The organism is Bradyrhizobium sp. Tv2a-2, assembly GCF_000472425.1.
In the GTDB taxonomy this organism is placed as follows: Bacteria; Pseudomonadota; Alphaproteobacteria; order Rhizobiales; family Xanthobacteraceae; genus Bradyrhizobium.
Map to the genome: position 1 here is coordinate 72,124 of NZ_AXAI01000007.1, position 17,551 is coordinate 89,674.

The window sequence follows — 17,551 nt, forward strand, 5'->3', positions numbered from 1 at the left end:
ATCCGGAAAAGTGTGTAGCGGTTTTCCGAAAAGATCATGCTCAATCAAGGACCTAAAGCGCGATGACGATTCAACCAAATCTCATCGCGCTTTAGCGTCGCGAGCCGCGCTCGCGCGGCAAAAAACCGGGACGGTTCGACTGGACCGGACGGCTGGCGAGGCTGACGCGCGCCTCGCTTGTGAGCGGAGCGGCGCGCTTGAGCTCCTCGAGGAAAATCGGCTGGGAGAAGTAATAGCCCTGGGCGTAGCGAATCTTGGTCGCTGCCTGCAGATAGGCGAGCTCCTCGAAGGATTCGAGCCCTTCCGCGATGACCGTCATGCCCAGCGCTTCGCTCAACGACTCCACCGCGCGCAAAATGCCCTGGCTGCGCGGGCGCTTATGGATGTCGGTGATGAAGGAGCGGTCGATCTTGATCTCGTCGGCGGTGATGTCGGCGAGCGCCGAGAGCGAGGAATAGCCGGTGCCGAAGTCGTCGATCGAGATGCCGACCCCGATCTCGCGCAGGAGCGGCAGGATATGCTGCTGGAAATGGCTCTTGGCGACGAACGCATCCTCCGTCACCTCGATCATGAAGCGCTTGGGAAAGCCGGTCGCGTCCAGCGCCCGTGCGAATGAGCGCATGAAATCGAGGTTGCAGGCCTGCTTGGCCGCGACATTGATGCTGATCGTGGCGTCGGGGCCGAAATTGTCGTTGATCGGGTCGATCGACCGGACGATCTCGGCCAGCACAAGATGGGTGAGTTCGTCGATCAGCCCGAGCTCGACGGCGAGGTTGATGAAGGAGCCCGGCGCCTGGATCACGTCCTCGTCGTCGCGCAGCCGCACCAGCGCCTCGATGCCCTTGACCGCCTTGCTGCGGATATCGACCTTGGCCTGGAAGGCGCAGCAGAACCGCTTGTCCAGGATCGCAAGCCGCAGCGACTGCTCGAGCTTGGTGCGCGCGAGCGCCTCGCGCTCCATGCGCGTATCGAAGAAGGCGGCGGCGCCCTTGCCCTCGTTCTTGACGCGGTACATCGCGATGTCGGCGTTCTGGCGCAGTACTTTGTAGCTCGTGCCATGCTCGGGATAGAGGCTGACGCCGACCGAGGTGGAGGCGAAGATCTCCGAGCCGTCGATGAAGAACGGCGCGCTCAGATGCTCGATCGTCGATTGCAGGTAATCGGCGACCTCCTGCGCATTCTCGACCGGCGACAGCAGCAGCAGGAATTCGTCGCCGGAGATGCGCGACAACATGTCGGTGGCGCGCAGGCCGCGGCTCAGGCGCTTGGCAAGCTCGACCAGCAGCGTGTCGCCGATGCCATGGCCGTAATAGTCGTTGATGTGCTTGAAATTGTCGAGGTCGAGGAAGGCGAGCGCGAATTTCTCGACGGTATTTTTCGCGAGCAGGCTGTTGGCGCGATGTTCGATCACGCTGCGCGATGGCAGGCCGGTCAATTCGTCATAATAGGCTGAGTGGAACAGGTGGTCCTCGAAGGCCTTCTGCTCGCTGATGTCGGCCGAGCTCGAGATCAGGAGCTTGCGGTCGCCGATCTGCGCGGGGCGATGAGCGGTGAGCCACACCTGGCGGGACGCACCCTCGCCAATCGCCTCCTCGGTGATGAGCGCGCGGTCGGAGTGCAGGAGCTCGAGACCGGTCTCCCGGCGGCCGCGCAATCCGCCGGATCGATCGGGTGCGCGCAACTGTGTCGCTGCAGCGTCGTTCATCAAGATGAACTGACCGTGCTCGTCCAGAACCGTGACGCCGGCGGGCAGCGCCGCGAACACGTCCTTCAGAAAGCCAAGCTCGGCCTCGCAGGAGCGAGGGGCATCGGCCTCCGGCGTGCCGGTCGGGTGCGAATGGGCGACACGGTGTTGCATGGGCGTCGATCTTGCCGCTCCTCCCTCTTAGGTTTGGTTAAGGGCCGCGGAGAAACAGCGCCACCGCGGCGCGGTGCGGAGCCGCATGCCATGGCCTTGCGCCGCGTCATTAACAGACCATCAACGCAGTGAAGGCCGCAGTCGTCACGCTTTGGGGATGCGGCATTGCATGGTGCAGTGGATGCCGGTCTTCAAATAGGCAATCTCGGTCTTGCCGTCGAAAGACAGCAATGCCGATCTCAGCAACTTGGTGCCGAACCCGGCCGGTCCCACCTGGTTGATGGTCGGGCCCTCGGTCTCGTCCCAGGTGACATTGAGGCGGTCGTCCGACATGGTCCACGACACCTGCAGGAAGCCGCGCGCGGCGGAGAATGCGCCATATTTCGCGGCGTTGGTGGCGAGTTCGTGGAACATCAGCGACAGGCTCACCGCGAGCTTGGCGGGCAGGAACAGCGGCTCGCCGTTCAGGTTGAAGCGAACATGGCCGTAGGGCCCAAGCTCGGAGAGCAGCAGATCCTTGATGTCGCAGCCGGCATTGTCAACTCGCGCGATCAGATCGTCGACCGTCGACAGCGCGCGCAGTCGATGGTCGATGCCGGCCCAGATCTTCGGCTCCTTTTCCAGGACTTGGTGCAGGACGGCATGGATGGTCGACAGCTTGTTCTTCAGCCGGTGCTGTAGTTCGGCAACCACGAGCTTGCGGTATTCCTCCTCCTCCATCAGGCGCTTGGTGGTGCGCCGCTCCCGCGCGACGATCGAGCGGTAATGGTGCACGCCCAAGATCATCAGCGCACAAACTGCCCAATAGATCAGCAACAGCGCCACGCGCGCGGAGTCCGCGTGTGTGTCGCCGAAATTCACGATGAGGCCAAGGACGCCGCTGGCAAGTGCGGTGAAGACGCCGGCCCGCAAGCCCGCCACCGCGGTGGCAAAGAACACGGCCGGAACATAGGGCGTGAAGTAGATGTCGGGGCGTATCAGCGAGAAGCCCCAGCGCGCGCTGGTGCCGAGCGCGAGGCAGAACGCCGCAAAGCCGATGCCAAACAGGGGAGACGGCAGTGAAATCCCCTGCCAGCCACGCCGGAACTCGTCGTATAACCTCATCTTCCTCCCATTCCGATGGATGAATGGAGCCGGAACATGGCGGCACCAGTGCGCATCCCCAAGGTTATCCGCTGAAAGGATACGCGCTTCATGGTGACACGCATAGCTTGTCCCTGGCTTCTGCCGGTCGGGAATATTGATTCCAGGCGATGCGCGGTTTCGGCTAGGATCAGTTTCGTTCGAGGTAGAGGCAATCAGGGGGGAACGCCATGGGACGTCTCGGTGGCAAGGTCGCGATCATCACGGGGGCCACCAGCGGAATCGGCCTGCGTACGGCGGAAGTCTTCATGGCCGAGGGCGCGAGGCTGATCATTGCAGGTCGGCGCATTGCTGAAGGCGAAGCTCTGGCCAAAGCGCTCGGCCCGGACTGCATCTTCCGCCAGACCGACGTCACGGTGGAGGATCAGGTCAAGGCGCTGACCGCGCTCGCGGTGGACAAATTCGGCCGCCTCGACTGTATCTTCAACAATGCCGGTGGACCCGCGCAGACCGGCGGCATCGAAGGGCTCGAGGTCGAGCGCTTCGATCTTGCCATGGCAACCCTGGTGCGGAGCGTGATGCTCGGCATGAAGCATGCCGCCCCCATCATGCGGAAGCAGGGCTTTGGCAGCATCATCAACAATGGTAGCATTGCGGGACGGCTGGCCGGCTTCTCCTCCTCGATGGTCTATGGTGCCGCGAAGGCAGCGGTGATCCATCTCACCAAATGCGTCGCCATGGAGCTCGGCGAGGCCGGCGTGCGCGTCAATTCGATCTCGCCGGGCGCGATCGCGACTGGTATCTTTGCCAAGGCGCTGGGCCTCACGGTCGAGGCGGCCGAGAACACCCCGCCTGTCATGCGCGAGGTCTACAAGAGCGCGCAGCCGATCCCGCGCGCCGGGCTCCCCGACGACATCGCCTATGCCGCGGTATTCCTGGCGAGCGACGAATCCACCTTCATCAACGGGCACGATCTCGTGGTCGACGGCGCCATTACCGGTGGGCGCAACTGGACCCAGCAGCAACAAGGCTATGTCGCGCTGCGCAAGGCGTTCGATGGTAATAAGGGGACGTGATGCGGTTGTCTTTCCGGGGCGCCTCGGAGAGGCGAGCCCTGAATCTCGGGATTCTCAGGTGCGCACCATAGTTCGGTGCTTCGCACCGCCCCGGAATGACGGGCGAGATTCACACCGGCTTCATCACTACCCGCAAGCCGTCGCGAGGCTTCGGGTTCGGCAACGGCTGCCATTCCGGCCTGTAGCCCGCCGGCAGCGAGAACGAGAAATTCTGCAGCAGATGCCGCGCAAAGCACTTTGCCTCCATATAGGCGAAGTGCAGCCCCAAGCACATATGCGCGCCGCCGCCGAATGGCACGAATGCGAAGCGATGGCGGTCTCGTTGCGCCTGCTCGGTGAAGCGCGTGGGATCGAACCTATCCGGCTCGGGCCAGATCTCCGGCATATGATGGGTGAAGCCCGGATTGAGTATGACCAAGGTCCCCGCTGGGATGGCCAAGCCCTTGAAAGTGAAATCGCGCACAGGCCGTCGTGGCACAATGGCTGCGGGCGGCCGCTTCCGCAGCGTCTCGTTGAACGCCATCTCGGTCAGTGGCATGTTGCTGAGATCCTCGAAACGCATCGGCGCATCGCCTGCAAGCCCAAGTTCCATCACTTCCTGGCGCAGCCGCGTTTGCCATTGGGAATGTATAGCCAGTTCGTAGACAAACGACGTCAGCGACGATGTCACCGTGTCATGCGCTGCTATCATCAGGGTGCCCATGTGATCGATGACGTCCTGCTCGGTGAGCGGCGAACCACCGTCATGGGTTGCCTGGCACAATTGCGAGAACAAATCATCGCCGCCGCCTCGCTTGCGCCGGATCGGAATCTGCTCGGAGAAATAGGCCTCGATGCGTTTGCGCCCCTTGAGGCCACGCGCCATCTGCGTGCCCGGCAATGGCCGGCGGATCGGTGCCGCCGCAGCCTCCAGCATGTCGATGAAGGCCTCGTTGATCTTGTCGGCCTCGGGTCCGATATCGGCGCCGAGGAACGATTTCGCGGCAAGATCGAGCATGAGCCGCTTTGTCGCGGGGTATATCAGCATCTCGCCGGGTTGCTGCTTCCACCTGCTGATCCGTGCCGCAATGCCCTTGTCGAGTTCGGCCAGATAGGACTTCATCGGTCCCGCCTTGAAGGCGACTGATAAGGCCTTGCGATGAATTCGATGCTCGTCGAAATCGCGCGTCATCAATCCGCGCGGAAACACCAATCCAAAAAAGCGGCTCCAACCGTGCTCGGCGGAAAATTGTCTGGCCTGGTCGAACAGCACGAGTTCATTGGCCTCGGGCCCCAGCAACCAGATGCAGGTCTCGCCGAAGAGATGGGTCCGATGGACTAGGCCATACTTCCTGGCGCGCCTCTCGACATCCCCTTTGGGATCGGCCAGGGCTTTAAGCGTGTTGCCGATGATCGGCCAGCCCTCATCGCCTGGAATATGCTTGAGCGAATTGCGTTTGGGTGGGGTGAAGCCCTGTGAGGGGAGAACGATCGACATGGCAGGCGGGCACTCCTTGATTGCGCCGCCACAATGTGGGCGTCGTGGCACCGTTTGGTGACCAAGTTTGCCCATGTCGCCGATTTATTGAGTTACCTGCGTAACGAATCCTTCAGGCCGCTCTCACCACCACGCGCAGGCCGTCGCGCGGCTTGGGGATCGGCCACATCTGCCAGGCCGGCTTGTAACCCTCCGGCAGCGCGACCGTGAGGTTCTGCAAAAAGTGCCGCGCAAAGCATTTCGCCTGCATATAGGCGAAGTGGAGCCCCAGGCACATATGCGCGCCGCCGCCGAACGGCACGAAGGCAAAGCGATGACGGTTGCGCTGTGCCTCGTCGGCGAAGCGCGTCGGATCGAACGAATCGGGGTCGATCCAGATATCCGGCATGTGATGGCTGTATAGCGGATTGACGGCGACCAACGTGCCCGCAGGGACCGCATAGCCCATGAAGGTGAAGTCGCGAACCGCGCGCCGCGGCATCGAGGGCACCGGCGGCTTCTTCCGCAGCGCCTCCTTGAACGCCATCTCGGTGAGCGGCAGCGCATCGAGATGGTCGAGACCGGTCGGCGCGTCCGTCCCCAGCCCGAGGCCTGCGACTTCGTTGCGCAGTTTGTCCTGCCACTCCGGATGCGCGGCAAGCTCTCCGACGAACGAGGTCAGCGAAGAGGTCAGCGTGTCATGCGCGGCCATCATCAGGAAGCTCATGTGGTCGATGATGTCCTGCTCGGACAGCAGCGCACCGTCTTCATGGGTGGCCTGGCACAGTTGCGAGAACAGATCCTCGCCGCCACGCTTGCGGCGGATTGGAATCTGTTCGGAGAAATAGGCGATGATGCGCTTGCGTCCCCTCACGCCGCGCCCCATCTGCGTTCCGGGCAGGGGTCTGCGGATCGGCGCCACGGCTGCGGCGACCATATCGATGAAGGCCTTGTTGATCTCCGCAACCTCCGGGCCGATGTCGGCGCCGAGGAAGGAGGTCGCGGCGAGATCCAGCGTCAACTGCTTCATCGCGGGATAGAGCAGCATCTCGCCCGGCTGCTTCTTCCACGTTGCGACCCGCGCGGCGACGCCCTTGTCGAGCTCGGCGAGATAGGACTTCATCGGTCCAGACTTGAAAGCGACGGAAAGCGCCTTGCGATGCGCGCGGTGCTCGTCGAAATCGCGCAGCATCAATCCGCGCGGAAACAAGAGACCGAGGATGGGGCCCCAGCCGAGCTCAGAGGAAAACTGCTTGGCCTGGTCGAACAGCACGAGCTCGTTGGCCTCGGGCCCGAGCAGCGAGATCGAGGTCTCGCCGAACATATGGGTGCGATAGACCGGGCCATATTTCCTGGCGTTCTGCTCGACATGCCCCTTGGGATCCGCCAACGCCGCCAGCGTCCTGCCGATGATCGGCCAGCCCTCGTCGCCCGGAATATGGGTCAACGTGTTGCGCTTGGGCGGTGTCAAGCTCTGTGAGGGAAGAACCATCGACATCGGCAGTTGCTCCGGCGTGGGCCTCGCTTACACGCATCATAGCCGCTATCACGGCTTTGTCGCGATTAATTGTGTATCGGCTGATCGCCGGAATCTGCTTTGTGCCAAATTTGGACCGCAGGAAAAGCAGGCAAAATCAGTGCGGCCGTGCCGACGTTGTGCCAATTGGTCGTAAAGGTCTGCGCAGGGAGGGAAGTTTGAAAATGCACCGAATTTTTCGCAGCCTTTTTGTGCTGCTGGCATTGACCAGCGTAAGCCCTGCTGCGCGGGCACAAACACAAACCAAGCCGGCGGTGACGAGCCTCGGTCCCGACTATCCGAAGAGCGCGATCTTCATCGGCAACAGCTTCTTTTATTACAACAACGGCATGCCCGATCATCTCGGCCAGCTGGAGAGGGCGGCCGATCCCGAGCACAACGAGCAATACCGCAACACCATGGTGACGATCGGCGGTGCGGGCCTCGATTGGCACGATGTCGAGAGCTATTTCCGTCCCAATGCCATCGCGAGCTATTCGTTCGATGGGCAGAACAACATCGTCTTCAACAAGCTCGACAAATTATTCGACGCCGCTGTCATGATGGATTGCAGCCAATGCCCGATCCATCCCACGCTGAAAGCGGCCTTCGCCAAGTCCACCAAGACGGACAGCGAGATCGTGCGTGCCCGCGGCGCCCGACCGATCTTCTTCATGTCCTGGGCCTATGCCGACAAGCCGGAAATGACGGCGCAGCTGGCGGAGGCCTATACGGTTGCCGGCAACGCCAACAACGCGCTGGTGATCCCGGCAGGACTTGCCTTCGCGCGTGCGGGGCAGAAGCGGCCAGAGCTCACTCTCTATGCACCAGACAAGCGCCACCCAAGCCTCGCCGGCACCTATCTGGCCGCCTGCACGACATTGGCCGCACTGACCGGCCGTTCGCCGGTGGGTAACACCTATCTTGCGGGCCTCGACCAACCAACGGCGAAGTTCCTGCAAGAGGTCGCCTGGGAGACGGTGCAGGACTATTACGGGAAGTAGTTGTGAGGCCGGCTCTTCACCTCTCCCTTTGGGAAAGGTGAAGAGGCATCGTCGTCCATTCACGCCTTCTGCTTGGCAGCCGCCTTCTGCAAATCCGGGGCGTTCACCGCCGGGATCGCGACGCGACCGGGGCCGGTCTGGGCCAGGGCGGCGGCGGCCTTGTCGTTTTCCATGATCTTGGCCATCACCGCTTGGCCTGCGCGCTCGAAGACCGCGCGATTCTCGATCACGAATTTCTGCGACTTGCGCAAGCCGTCGATATAACCGTTGATTTCCGGCACCACGTAACGCGCCACCATGTCCCAGCTGCGGCGGGTATTCTCCGGGTTCGCCCAGTCATGGACGAAGCCGATGACGACGCCGACGCCGCCGGACACCTGCATGACGTTCTTGATCGTCTTCACGAGATCGTCGGGCGTGCCGATGGTGGAGGCGGCGCCTTCGACAAAGGCGGTCTTGTCGACGGCCTCGTCCGGCGATGAGAACGCCGTCAGCCCCGGACGCATCAGGGTGCCGACATTATATTCATTGTGCCAGCGCATCAGCCCGGCGCCGGCCTCGCGCCGTGCCTGCTCGCGGGTCTCGGCGATATGCCAGGTCAGCAGCACGCGCCAGTCGGCGCGGTTCACGACATTGCCATGCTTCTTGGCGGAATCCTCCGCGAACTGCCATTGCTGGGCCAGCGACATCAGGCCCTGGGTCGACATCGAGCCGAGCGAGATGATGCCGATGCCGTATTTGCCGGCGAGCGTCATGCCGGAGGGCGAGATTTGCGAGGCCACCACGAAGGGCATCTCCTCCTGCAAGGGCAGGATCTGCAGCGCCGCGTCGTTCATGGTGAACCAGTCGCTTTTGGCGGTGACCCGCTCGCCATCGAACAGGCGGCGGATCACGGCGATCGCCTCGTCCTGGCGGTCGCGCTGGGTCATCGGATCGATGCCGAGCGTGTGCGCGTCGGAGGCGAGTGCGCCGGGGCCCGAGCCGAAAATCGCGCGGCCGCCGGTCATGTGGTCGAGCTGCACCATGCGCTGCGCGACATTGAAGGGGTGGTGATAGGGCAGCGAGATCACGCCCGTGCCGAGCTTGATGCGCTTGGTGCGCTCGCCGGCAGCGGCGAGGAACATCTCGGGAGAGGCGATCATCTCCCAGCCGCTGGAGTGATGCTCGCCGCACCAGAACTCGTCATAGCCGAGATCGTCGAGCTGCTGGACGAGATCGAGATCCCTGCGGAATTGCAGCATCGGATGCTCGCCGATCGGGTGATGCGGGGCGAGAAAGGCTCCGAACTTCAGGCGCGCCATAGGTTTCCTCCGGGCGGAATTTCTTGTTGTGGGGCTGGGTTTTGTGTTCCGGCAAGCTACGTGCTGGCCCGGCCCAAGGCAATTGCGCCCGGGCGGATGGCAGCCACGCGCCGCCCATTCGGCTGAACCTTGCCGTCAGGCCAATTTTGGCGGCCGGGACGGGGTCAAACCGGGTTCTGTTTGGCAAAGCTTCGGTCTAAAAGGCGCCCGCGCCGACGCCGGGGCCCCTTTGCAGGCCGCGGTTGGCGCGGGTGGCGGCAGATCCGGCTTGCCAAGCGCTTTGTGTTCATTCGAGGCAGTTATGGTTCTGGTGCAGACAGACGGTCCTTCGCAAATTTCAAATCCGCGGAAGCGGCAATTGATGCAGGAAATCGAGGCCTCCCTCGACGAGCAGGAGAGCTGGCGCAAATTCAACGCCGCCTATCACGAGGATGATTTCAAGTTCATGCGTTTCCTGATCCCGCCGGGAAAGCGGGTGCTCGAGCTCGGCTGCGGCACCGGCGATCTGCTCGCGGCGCTTCAGCCGTCCTATGGCGTCGGCATCGATTTCGGGCCGCAGACGCTTGAGCGTGCACGGGCGCGCCATCCCCAGCTTGATTTCCTGCTCGGCGACGCCGAGGACCCCGAGACGCTGAAGTCGATTCAGGGCCCGTTCGACTATATCGTAATCGCCGATACCATCGGCATGTTCGAGGATATCGACGGCACGCTGCGGCTGATTCATCAGCTCTGCGAGCCTTCGACACGGATCGTGATCTCCTATTACTCCCATCTCTGGGAGCCGATCCTGATGACGGCGGAGGCGATCGGCTTGCGGCGCAAGCAGCCGAAGATCAACTACATTGCGAACGCCGACTTCCTCAATCTGATGGACCTCGCCGATTTCGAGGTGATCTCCGCCGAGCAGCGGCAACTCCTGCCGCAGCGATGGCTCGGCCTCGGTCCCCTGATCAACCGCTACGTGGCGCCGCTGCCGGGCATCCGGAAGCTCTGCCTGCGCAGTTACCTGGTCGGTCGTCCGGTGCGGCAATTCCCGGATCGAAAACTCTCGGTCAGCGTCGTCATTCCCTGCCGCAACGAGCGCGGTAATATCGAGAGCGCGATCACCCGCATGCCGCGCTTCGGAAGCGAGCTGGAGATCATCTTCGTCGAGGGCAATTCGAGCGACGACACCTTTACCGAATGCGAGCGCGTCCGCGACGCCTATCGAGGCCAGTGGGACATCAAGGTGATGAAACAGGACGGCAAGGGCAAGGGCGATGCCGTTCGCAAAGGCTTTGCCGCGGCCAGCAAGGACGTGCTGATGATTCTCGATGCCGACCTCACCATGCCGCCGGAGGCGTTGCCGAAATATCACGCGGTGATCGAGAGCGGGAAGGCGGAGTTCGTCAACGGCACGCGGCTGGTCTATCCGATGGAGCAGGAGGCGATGCGACCGCTCAACTTCATCGCCAACCGCTGCTTTGCGTACCTGTTCAGCTATCTCGTCAACACGCGGCTGACCGACACGCTGTGCGGCACCAAGGTGCTGCTGCGGCGGGACTACGAGGTGCTGGCGCGCGAGCGCAGCTATTTCGGCAATTTCGATCCGTTCGGCGATTTCGACCTGATCTTCGGCGCGGCCAAGCAGAACCTGAAGATCATCGAGACGCCTATACATTATAAAGCGCGGACCTTCGGCGAGACGCAGATCTCCCGCTTCCGCGACGGCTGGCTGCTGCTGAAGATGGTCTGGTTCGCCTATCGGAAGCTTAAGGCGGTCTGAGCCGAAGTCGGCCTGCTGGAAGCCGTCCGCCGGCCGCTTCGCTCTATTTTGCACAAAATGAGTGTCAAATCGGTGGTTTCCGGCAGCTATTCGCTGGTGGTCTACCTCGGTATCCCAATTCCGGCTTTCTCGGTATCCCAAATTGGGATATCTAGAGTGGACCCAAATCCACTCCCGTTCGTTTCCCCGGCGAAGCTCCACCATGTCGCAGATGCTCCAGATTTATGACCAGTTGCGCGAGATGATCCTTTCGCTGGACCTTGGACCTGGCGAGCGGATGACGGAGCGCTGGCTGGAAAGCCGCTTTGCCGGTTCGCGTACCCCGATCCGGGCGGCCTTGGTGCGGCTGGAAGGGGAAGAGCTGGTCCGCCGCGACGGCCGCAACTGGATCGTCGCTCCGATCGACCTCGGCGAGCTGGAAGCGCTGTCCGAATATCGCGAGCCCCTGGAAGCCACGGCCGTGCGTCTCGCCTGTGCCCGCGCAAGCGAAGCGGATCTTGCCGCGATCGAGGAGATGCTGGACGCCTGTCAATCGGGCGCGCCGCGCGAGGAGTGGCACCGCGTCGGCACCGACTTCCATGTCGCGATCGCGCGCCTCTCGGGCAATCCGTTCATCGTCAAGGCGATCGAGAGTGTCATGGCGCGGCTGTCGCGGGCGCGCTGGCTGGAAGTCTGGACCGAGCCGTCGCGTGAGCAGGCCTGGGCCGAGCACCGGCGCATTCTCGATTGCATTCGCCGCAACCAGCCCGACGAGGCGGTGCGCGTCGCCGCCGAACACATCCGCGATACCCGCGATCGCCTGCTTCGTTCGCTCAACGACGACCGCCGTGGCTTGCGTGCGCGCGGCTTCGCCGTGATCGGGGGACGCTAGCGATGGACGCGACCGTTCAGGAAATCAATCTCGACGCCGGCCATTGGAAGCGCAACCTGGTCGTTTGCGTGTTCGGCTCGTTCACCACCATCGTGGCGATGACGCTGCTGTTGCCGTTCCTGCCGCTCTATGTCGAGCAGCTGGGCGTGACGGACCACGCCGCCATCGTGCAATGGTCGGGCATCGCCTATGGCGCGACCTTCCTCAGCGCCGCGCTGACGGCGCCATTGTGGGGACGGCTCGGGGACCGCTACGGCCGCAAGCTGATGCTGATCCGCGCCAGCCTCGGCATGGCGGTTGCGATGTCGCTGATCGGCATGGCGCACAGCGTCTGGGAGCTGGTAGGTCTGCGGCTGCTGACGGGGCTGCTCGGCGGCTACGCCTCGGGCTCGATGGTGCTGGTCGCGGCGCAAACGCCGAAGGAGCGGTCCGGCTGGGCGCTCGGCGTGATGTCCTCCGGCATCATGGCCGGCAATGTCGTGGGACCCCTGATCGGTGGCGGGCTGCCGGCGCTGATCGGCATCCGCGCCACCTTCTGGCTGGCGGGTGCGGTCATCTTCATCACCTTTCTCGGCACCACCTTCTTCATCCGCGAAGAGAAGCGGCCGCCGCAGGCGAAGGGCAAGTCGCGCGGCGGGTGGGGCGCGATCCCCGACAAGCGCCCGATCGTCGCGATGTTTGCAACCGGCGTGCTGCTGATGATTGCCAACATGTCGATCGAGCCGATCATCACGGTCTACGTGGCGCAGCTTGTCGTGCCCGCGCAGGTGACGTTCATTGCAGGCATCGTGATGTCGGCGGCGGCGCTGGGCGCCATCTTGTCGTCGTCGCAGCTCGGCAAGCTCGCTGACCGGGTCGGACACTGGACAGTCATCACCGGCTGCCTTGCCGTTTCCGCCGTGCTGCTGGTCCCGCAGGCCTTCGTCGTCGATGGCTGGCAGCTCATCGTCTTGCGCTTCCTGATGGGGCTTGCGCTTGGCGGGCTGTTGCCGTGCATTGCCAGCGTCATTCGCCACAACGTGCCGGAGATCATTGCTGGCGGCATCCTGGGCTATTCGGTGTCGGCGCAATATATCGGCCAGGTGCTCGGACCGCTGGCGGGCGGCTATGTCGGCGGCCACATCGGCATGCGCGCGGTGTTCCTCGGCACCTCGGTCCTGATGGCGGTGGGCGCGATCGGCAATTTCATTGTGGAGCGGGGCGGCCGCCGTCCCTGACAAAACCGTGAAGCCCTGCTTACCTCCGAGGTAATCGCGCCGATGATGTGAGCTGCGCCATTCTCTGCCGCAATCGTAATTCGGGCAGGGCTTGCTTCTCATGCATCAGATGGTGTCGGCCGGCGTGGACACGTCGCGCCGCTGGTGGGTGCTCGCGATCGTGGTCGCGGCACAATTCATGTTCGGCGTCGACGCCTTTGTCGTCAATGTCGCGATCCCGACCATTGCGGCCGAGCTGCACGCAAGTCCGGCGCAGATCGAATCCGTCATCTCGCTCTATCTGATCGCCTATGCGACCTTGATCGTGACTGGCGGACGGCTGGGAGACATCTACGGCACCAAGCCGGTGTTTCTGCTCGGCGTCATCGGCTTCACCGCGACCTCGCTGTGGTGTGGGCTCGCCCGCTCCGGTCCGGAGCTGATCGCGGCGCGGCTGGCGCAAGGCGCCACGGCTGCGCTGATCGTGCCGCAGGTGCTGGCGACGCTGCATCTGCTGTTTTCCGATTCAGCGCGCGGCCGCGCCTTCGGTATTTACGGCATCACGCTGGGGCTTGCCGGCGCGGCCGGGTTTGCGCTCGGGGGCATTCTGGTGACGCTCGATCTTGGCCATCTCGGCTGGCGCACGGTGTTCTTTGTCAACGTGCCGTTCGGCCTGATCATCATCGCAGCAGGCCTGCGGCTGATGCCGCAAGCGCCGCGCCGAGAGGGGACGCGGCTCGATATTCCCGGCGCCATCGTGCTGTTCGCAGGCCTCTCCTGTCTGATCGGCCCGCTGTTGTTCGGCCACGATGCGGCATGGGCGCCGTCCGTTTGGCTGATCATGGCCGCCGGCATCGCGATCCTCGCAGCCTTCCTCAAGCTGGAGCGGCGCGTGGCGAAACGCGGCGGCATGCCACTGATCGATCTCACGCTGCTTGCGGACAGGAGTTTCATGCGCGGGCTTGGTGCGGCGTTCTTTTTCTTTTTGGCCAACCTGTCATTTTATTTCGTGATGACGGTCTTCATGCAAAGAACATTGCAGCTGCCGCCGCTGCAGGGCGGGCTCGTCTTCGTGCCCCTGGCCTTAACCTTTGTGGTCGCATCACGTCACGCCGGTGCGCGTGCCAAGCATCGTGGTACCCTGGTGCTTGCGGAAGGTTGCGCCATCCAAATCGCGGGACTTGCAGCGATTGCGGCTCTGGTATTCGCGAGCCACGCACCGTCCGCGCTTTCGCTTGCACTGATGCTCGCGATCTTCGGCTACGGCCAGGGGTTGGTGATGGCGCCGCTGTCAAGTGCAGTGCTGGCAAGTGTGAAGCCGGCCTCTGCCGGTGCAGGCTCGGGGATGTATGGCACAACGGCGCAAATCGCCAACGCAGCCGGCGTTGCCGGCATCGGCGCGGTGTTCTTCGCGGTCGAATCAATGCATACGGCGCAACACGCGTTGTTTGCAGCGCTGATCACCTTCGCGTTTTCGATTATGACATGCGTCGCATTTTTGTCGTGGATGCGTCGCGCCGCCTGAAGTTTGCGCGCAATGTGTTGCGGCAATCGCACTTCTGTCCAAATTCTGGGGATCGACAGCACACGGCCTTTTGTTTTGCGCTGCAGCAACCATCTGTTCTTGGTAGCATTGTCAATGTCCACCAAGGAAACCGCTGTTGTCTCTGGCTGAAAATATCGAATTCCTGAGCCGACTTCCCAAGCCGAGCGATTGGCCGATCTATGGCCGCGGCTTGCACAGCGAGCCATCGAGCCCGCTGGTGGAGACGCGCGGCTTCGGCACCAATCCCGGAAATCTGCGGATGTTCGCGTTCGCGCCGGTCAGGCTGCAGCAGCCGCGCGCGCTTGTCGTCGTGCTGCATGGCTGCGGCCAGACGGCGGCGGGCTACGATCTCGGCGCCGGCTGGTCGACGCTTGCCAAGCATTATGGTTTTGCGCTGCTGCTGCCGCAACAGCAGTCCGTCAACAATGCCAATGGCTGCTTCAACTGGTTCAACGGCGACGACATCGCGCGTGGGCGCGGCGAGGCCTGCTCGATTCGGCAAATGATTGCGCGCATGGTGCGCGATTACAATGTCGATCCGCGCCGCGTCTTCATCACCGGGCTTTCCGCCGGCGGCGCCATGACGTCGGTGATGCTCGCGACCTATCCAGAAGCTTTCGCGGCGGGTGCGATCATCGCAGGCCTGCCGTTCGGCGTGGCTGCAAATCTCCGCGAAGCCCTCGGCGTGATGCGAGGCTCCGGCTCACGGCCTGCCACCGAACTCGGCGATCTCGTCCGCGGCGCCTCCAGGCATCGCGGGCATTTTCCGCGCGTCTCGGTGTGGCACGGCAGCGCCGACCGTACCGTCCATCCCAACAATGCCGGCGAGATCGTCAAGCAGTGGCTCGACGTGCATCATCTGCCTGAAGCGCCGATGTCGGGGACCGTCGTCGATGGTCATCCGCGCCAGGTCTGGTGGAACGCCGACGGCGACACCATGATCGAGTCCTATACGATCAGTGACATGGCGCATGGCACGCCGCTCGGCCGCGCCGATGACGACAAGCGCTACGGCAGGAAGGGCGCGTTCCTGCTCGAGGCTGGCATCTCCTCTTCCTATCACATCGCGAAATTCTTCGGGCTCACGCACTGGATCCGCGACGTGAGGCCCGCGATCCCGCAGACGCCGAGCACGCGGCTGATCCCGCAGGTCTCGCTGATGGCGCCGGCCGCGCCAGCTCCGCGCCCCAAGGCGGAGCGTGCGCAAGCCACCGCAGCCGAACCAGTCCCGCCGGGGCAGGCCGGTCCGGAGCGTATGACCGTACGAGCTGCGTCTGAGTTGGTGACGGCGCAGCCGGCGGCGGTCACTCGGCATGAGGTCGGCGAGCCCAGGCCGAAAGCCGCGGCGAAGAAAGAGCGTCGCGTGCTTGGCGAGGTCGGCAGTACCATCGTTCGCGCGCTGGTCAGCGCCGGCTTGATGGAAAAGCGCTAGTAGCGTTTTCGAGCGAAGTGGACACCGGTTCGCGGGAAGAAAACGCGTCAAAACAAGAATCTAGAGCTTCGGTTCTGATTCAATCAGAACCGGAAATGCTCTAAGCGCCTGCCTCGAGGCCGATTACCTCGCCTCGCTTGGGGGAGAGGGAGAGTTACATCTCCCCCGTCAGAAACGGGTTCGTGAGCCGCTCCTGGCCGAAGCTCGAACCGGCGCCATGGCCGCAGATGAAGCCGATGTCGTCGCCGAGCGGCAGCAGCTTGTCCTTGATCGACGAAATCAGCGTTGCGTGACTGCCGCCGGGCAGGTCCGTGCGGCCGACCGAGCCGTTGAAGAGCACGTCGCCGACATGGGCGAACTGCAATTCCTTGTTGTAGTAGACCACGCTGCCCGGCGAATGGCCGGGGCAATGCAGGATGTCGAAGGTGAGCGCGCCGATCTGCACCTGCTCGCCCTCGGCAAGCCAGCGGTCGGGTGCGAAATTGCGCACGCCGCTCATGCCGAACTGCGCGCCTGAGGTGACGACGTTGTCGAGCAGGAATTTGTCCGCCTGGTGTGGTCCCACGATCGGCACTTTCAACGCATCGCGCAATTCGGCGGCGCCGCCGACATGGTCGATATGGCCGTGGGTCAGCCAGATCTTCTCCACCTTGACCGCGGTCTTCTCGATCGCGGCCAGAATCTTCGGAACGTCGCCGCCGGGATCGAACACCACGGCCTGCTTGGTCTCCGCATCCCACAGGATGGTGCAGTTCTGCTCGAACAGCGTCACCGGCACGATGATCGCGCCAGCCTTCGCCTTGGTCTCGTTTGCGTTAGTCATGACCGCACAATGCCGATTTTTGGCCGGGCGCGAAAGCGAAAGATTCATGCGGCGGCTCCACGGAATCGGGGTAAGGTCGCGCTCGCATGGAACAGGGTGCCCGCCAGATATCACCGTTGCCGCCGCTGGATCGCCGCCAATCAGAGACGGCGCTCTCGGTCGCGCGCGGAACTGCGCGGCTGCTACGTTCGCTCGGCTTTTCCTGCATCAGCGAGCTGTCCTTGCCCTCCGGCAGGCGGGCCGATCTGGTTGCGCTGAACGAGCGCGGCGAGATCTGGATCATCGAGATCAAGTCGTCGGTCGAGGATTTGCGCGCCGATCACAAATGGGAAGACTATCGCGCCCATTGCGACCGGCTGTTCTTCGCGTTTACGCAGGATGTGCCCTGCGAGATCTTCCCGAAGGACACCGGCCTGATCGTCGCCGACGCTTATGGGGCCCACATGTTGTGCGAGGCGCCGGTGCACCGCCTGCCTGCGCCCACCCGCAAGCTGATGACGGTGCGCTTCGCACTCGTCGCCGGCCAGCGCATGAACCGCCTCATCGACCCGCAGGGGCACGCGGAGTTTTGGGAATAGCGCGCAGGATGGGCATCCATGATCCGCGAGCGCGAGAAGCGGTGGG

At 63.3% G+C, this 17,551-nt stretch carries 14 protein-coding genes; 8 read left to right on the forward strand and 6 right to left on the reverse strand.

Features of this window, described 5'->3' with window-relative positions:
- Positions 1–91 precede the first annotated feature (91 nt).
- Both A3AI_RS0115510 and A3AI_RS0115515 read right to left on the reverse strand, forming a co-directional pair.
- Positions 92–1,858 (reverse strand): putative bifunctional diguanylate cyclase/phosphodiesterase, encoded by a 1,767-nt coding sequence (locus tag A3AI_RS0115510; RefSeq protein WP_024516465.1) that lies wholly within the window; start codon positions 1,856–1,858, stop codon positions 92–94.
- A gap of 144 nt (positions 1,859–2,002) precedes the next feature.
- Complete coding sequence (locus A3AI_RS0115515; protein WP_024516466.1) at positions 2,003–2,962, reverse strand: sensor histidine kinase; 960 nt, start codon at positions 2,960–2,962, stop codon at positions 2,003–2,005.
- A 209-nt stretch (positions 2,963–3,171) separates the two neighbouring features.
- On the opposite strand from A3AI_RS0115515, the gene A3AI_RS0115520 reads away from it, so the two are divergent.
- Positions 3,172–4,017: an SDR family NAD(P)-dependent oxidoreductase gene (locus A3AI_RS0115520; protein WP_024516467.1), complete on the forward strand. Its 846-nt coding sequence runs from the start codon at positions 3,172–3,174 to the stop codon at positions 4,015–4,017.
- Positions 4,018–4,126: 109 nt separating this feature from the next.
- Here A3AI_RS0115520 and A3AI_RS0115525 read toward each other — a convergent pair whose 3' ends face one another.
- Both A3AI_RS0115525 and A3AI_RS0115530 read right to left on the reverse strand, forming a co-directional pair.
- On the reverse strand, positions 4,127–5,494 hold the full coding sequence (locus A3AI_RS0115525; protein ID WP_024516468.1) for a cytochrome P450: 1,368 nt from the start codon (positions 5,492–5,494) through the stop codon (positions 4,127–4,129).
- A gap of 112 nt (positions 5,495–5,606) precedes the next feature.
- Positions 5,607–6,965, reverse strand: coding sequence for a cytochrome P450 (locus A3AI_RS0115530; protein ID WP_198030129.1), 1,359 nt, complete (start codon positions 6,963–6,965; stop codon positions 5,607–5,609).
- A 209-nt stretch (positions 6,966–7,174) separates the two neighbouring features.
- Between A3AI_RS0115530 and A3AI_RS0115535 the strand changes: the two genes are divergently transcribed.
- The gene (locus A3AI_RS0115535) at positions 7,175–7,993 is read left to right on the forward strand and encodes an SGNH/GDSL hydrolase family protein (protein WP_024516470.1); all 819 of its coding nucleotides are present in this window, start codon (positions 7,175–7,177) and stop codon (positions 7,991–7,993) included.
- 59 nt (positions 7,994–8,052) lie between these two features.
- Here the strand turns inward: A3AI_RS0115535 and A3AI_RS0115540 are convergent, their stop codons facing one another.
- Positions 8,053–9,294: an LLM class flavin-dependent oxidoreductase gene (locus A3AI_RS0115540; protein WP_024516471.1), complete on the reverse strand. Its 1,242-nt coding sequence runs from the start codon at positions 9,292–9,294 to the stop codon at positions 8,053–8,055.
- Between the two features lie 361 nt (positions 9,295–9,655).
- Between A3AI_RS0115540 and A3AI_RS0115545 the strand changes: the two genes are divergently transcribed.
- From A3AI_RS0115545 to A3AI_RS0115565, 5 genes are all read left to right on the forward strand, one after another.
- Complete coding sequence (locus A3AI_RS0115545; protein WP_245286898.1) at positions 9,656–11,059, forward strand: glycosyltransferase; 1,404 nt, start codon at positions 9,656–9,658, stop codon at positions 11,057–11,059.
- Positions 11,060–11,261: 202 nt separating this feature from the next.
- On the forward strand, positions 11,262–11,930 hold the full coding sequence (locus tag A3AI_RS0115550; RefSeq protein ID WP_024516473.1) for a GntR family transcriptional regulator: 669 nt from the start codon (positions 11,262–11,264) through the stop codon (positions 11,928–11,930).
- 2 nt (positions 11,931–11,932) lie between these two features.
- A complete protein-coding gene (locus A3AI_RS0115555; protein WP_024516474.1) occupies positions 11,933–13,147 on the forward strand; it encodes an MFS transporter in 1,215 nt (404 codons plus the stop codon).
- Between the two features lie 100 nt (positions 13,148–13,247).
- Positions 13,248–14,651, forward strand: a complete 1,404-nt coding sequence (locus A3AI_RS0115560; protein ID WP_024516475.1) for an MFS transporter — start codon at positions 13,248–13,250, stop codon at positions 14,649–14,651.
- A gap of 136 nt (positions 14,652–14,787) precedes the next feature.
- A complete protein-coding gene (locus tag A3AI_RS0115565; protein WP_024516476.1) occupies positions 14,788–16,104 on the forward strand; it encodes an extracellular catalytic domain type 1 short-chain-length polyhydroxyalkanoate depolymerase in 1,317 nt (438 codons plus the stop codon).
- A 154-nt stretch (positions 16,105–16,258) separates the two neighbouring features.
- On the opposite strand, the gene A3AI_RS0115570 is transcribed toward A3AI_RS0115565, so the two are convergent.
- Entirely contained in the window at positions 16,259–16,927 is a 669-nt protein-coding gene (locus A3AI_RS0115570; RefSeq protein ID WP_024516477.1) for an MBL fold metallo-hydrolase, read from the reverse strand.
- Positions 16,928–17,013: 86 nt separating this feature from the next.
- Here A3AI_RS0115570 and A3AI_RS0115575 point away from each other — a divergent pair, with 86 nt between their 5' ends.
- Positions 17,014–17,505, forward strand: coding sequence for an MmcB family DNA repair protein (locus A3AI_RS0115575; protein ID WP_024516478.1), 492 nt, complete (start codon positions 17,014–17,016; stop codon positions 17,503–17,505).
- Positions 17,506–17,551 lie beyond the last annotated feature (46 nt).

Bases quoted from the DNA above. Each gene is read 5' to 3' on its own strand.
- A3AI_RS0115510 (WP_024516465.1), bottom strand. From the start codon at position 1,858: ATGCAACACCGTGTCGCCCATTCGCACCCGACCGGCACGCCGGAGGCC.
- A3AI_RS0115555 (WP_024516474.1), top strand. From the start codon at position 11,933: ATGGACGCGACCGTTCAGGAAATCAATCTCGACGCCGGCCATTGGAAG.
- A3AI_RS0115520 (WP_024516467.1), top strand. From the start codon at position 3,172: ATGGGACGTCTCGGTGGCAAGGTCGCGATCATCACGGGGGCCACCAGC.
- A3AI_RS0115535 (WP_024516470.1), top strand. From the start codon at position 7,175: ATGCACCGAATTTTTCGCAGCCTTTTTGTGCTGCTGGCATTGACCAGC.
- A3AI_RS0115550 (WP_024516473.1), top strand. From the start codon at position 11,262: ATGTCGCAGATGCTCCAGATTTATGACCAGTTGCGCGAGATGATCCTT.
- A3AI_RS0115575 (WP_024516478.1), top strand. From the start codon at position 17,014: ATGGAACAGGGTGCCCGCCAGATATCACCGTTGCCGCCGCTGGATCGC.
- A3AI_RS0115525 (WP_024516468.1), bottom strand. From the start codon at position 5,494: ATGTCGATCGTTCTCCCCTCACAGGGCTTCACCCCACCCAAACGCAAT.
- A3AI_RS0115570 (WP_024516477.1), bottom strand. From the start codon at position 16,927: ATGACTAACGCAAACGAGACCAAGGCGAAGGCTGGCGCGATCATCGTG.
- A3AI_RS0115545 (WP_245286898.1), top strand. From the start codon at position 9,656: ATGCAGGAAATCGAGGCCTCCCTCGACGAGCAGGAGAGCTGGCGCAAA.
- A3AI_RS0115515 (WP_024516466.1), bottom strand. From the start codon at position 2,962: ATGAGGTTATACGACGAGTTCCGGCGTGGCTGGCAGGGGATTTCACTG.
- A3AI_RS0115540 (WP_024516471.1), bottom strand. From the start codon at position 9,294: ATGGCGCGCCTGAAGTTCGGAGCCTTTCTCGCCCCGCATCACCCGATC.
- A3AI_RS0115530 (WP_198030129.1), bottom strand. From the start codon at position 6,965: ATGGTTCTTCCCTCACAGAGCTTGACACCGCCCAAGCGCAACACGTTG.
- A3AI_RS0115560 (WP_024516475.1), top strand. From the start codon at position 13,248: ATGCATCAGATGGTGTCGGCCGGCGTGGACACGTCGCGCCGCTGGTGG.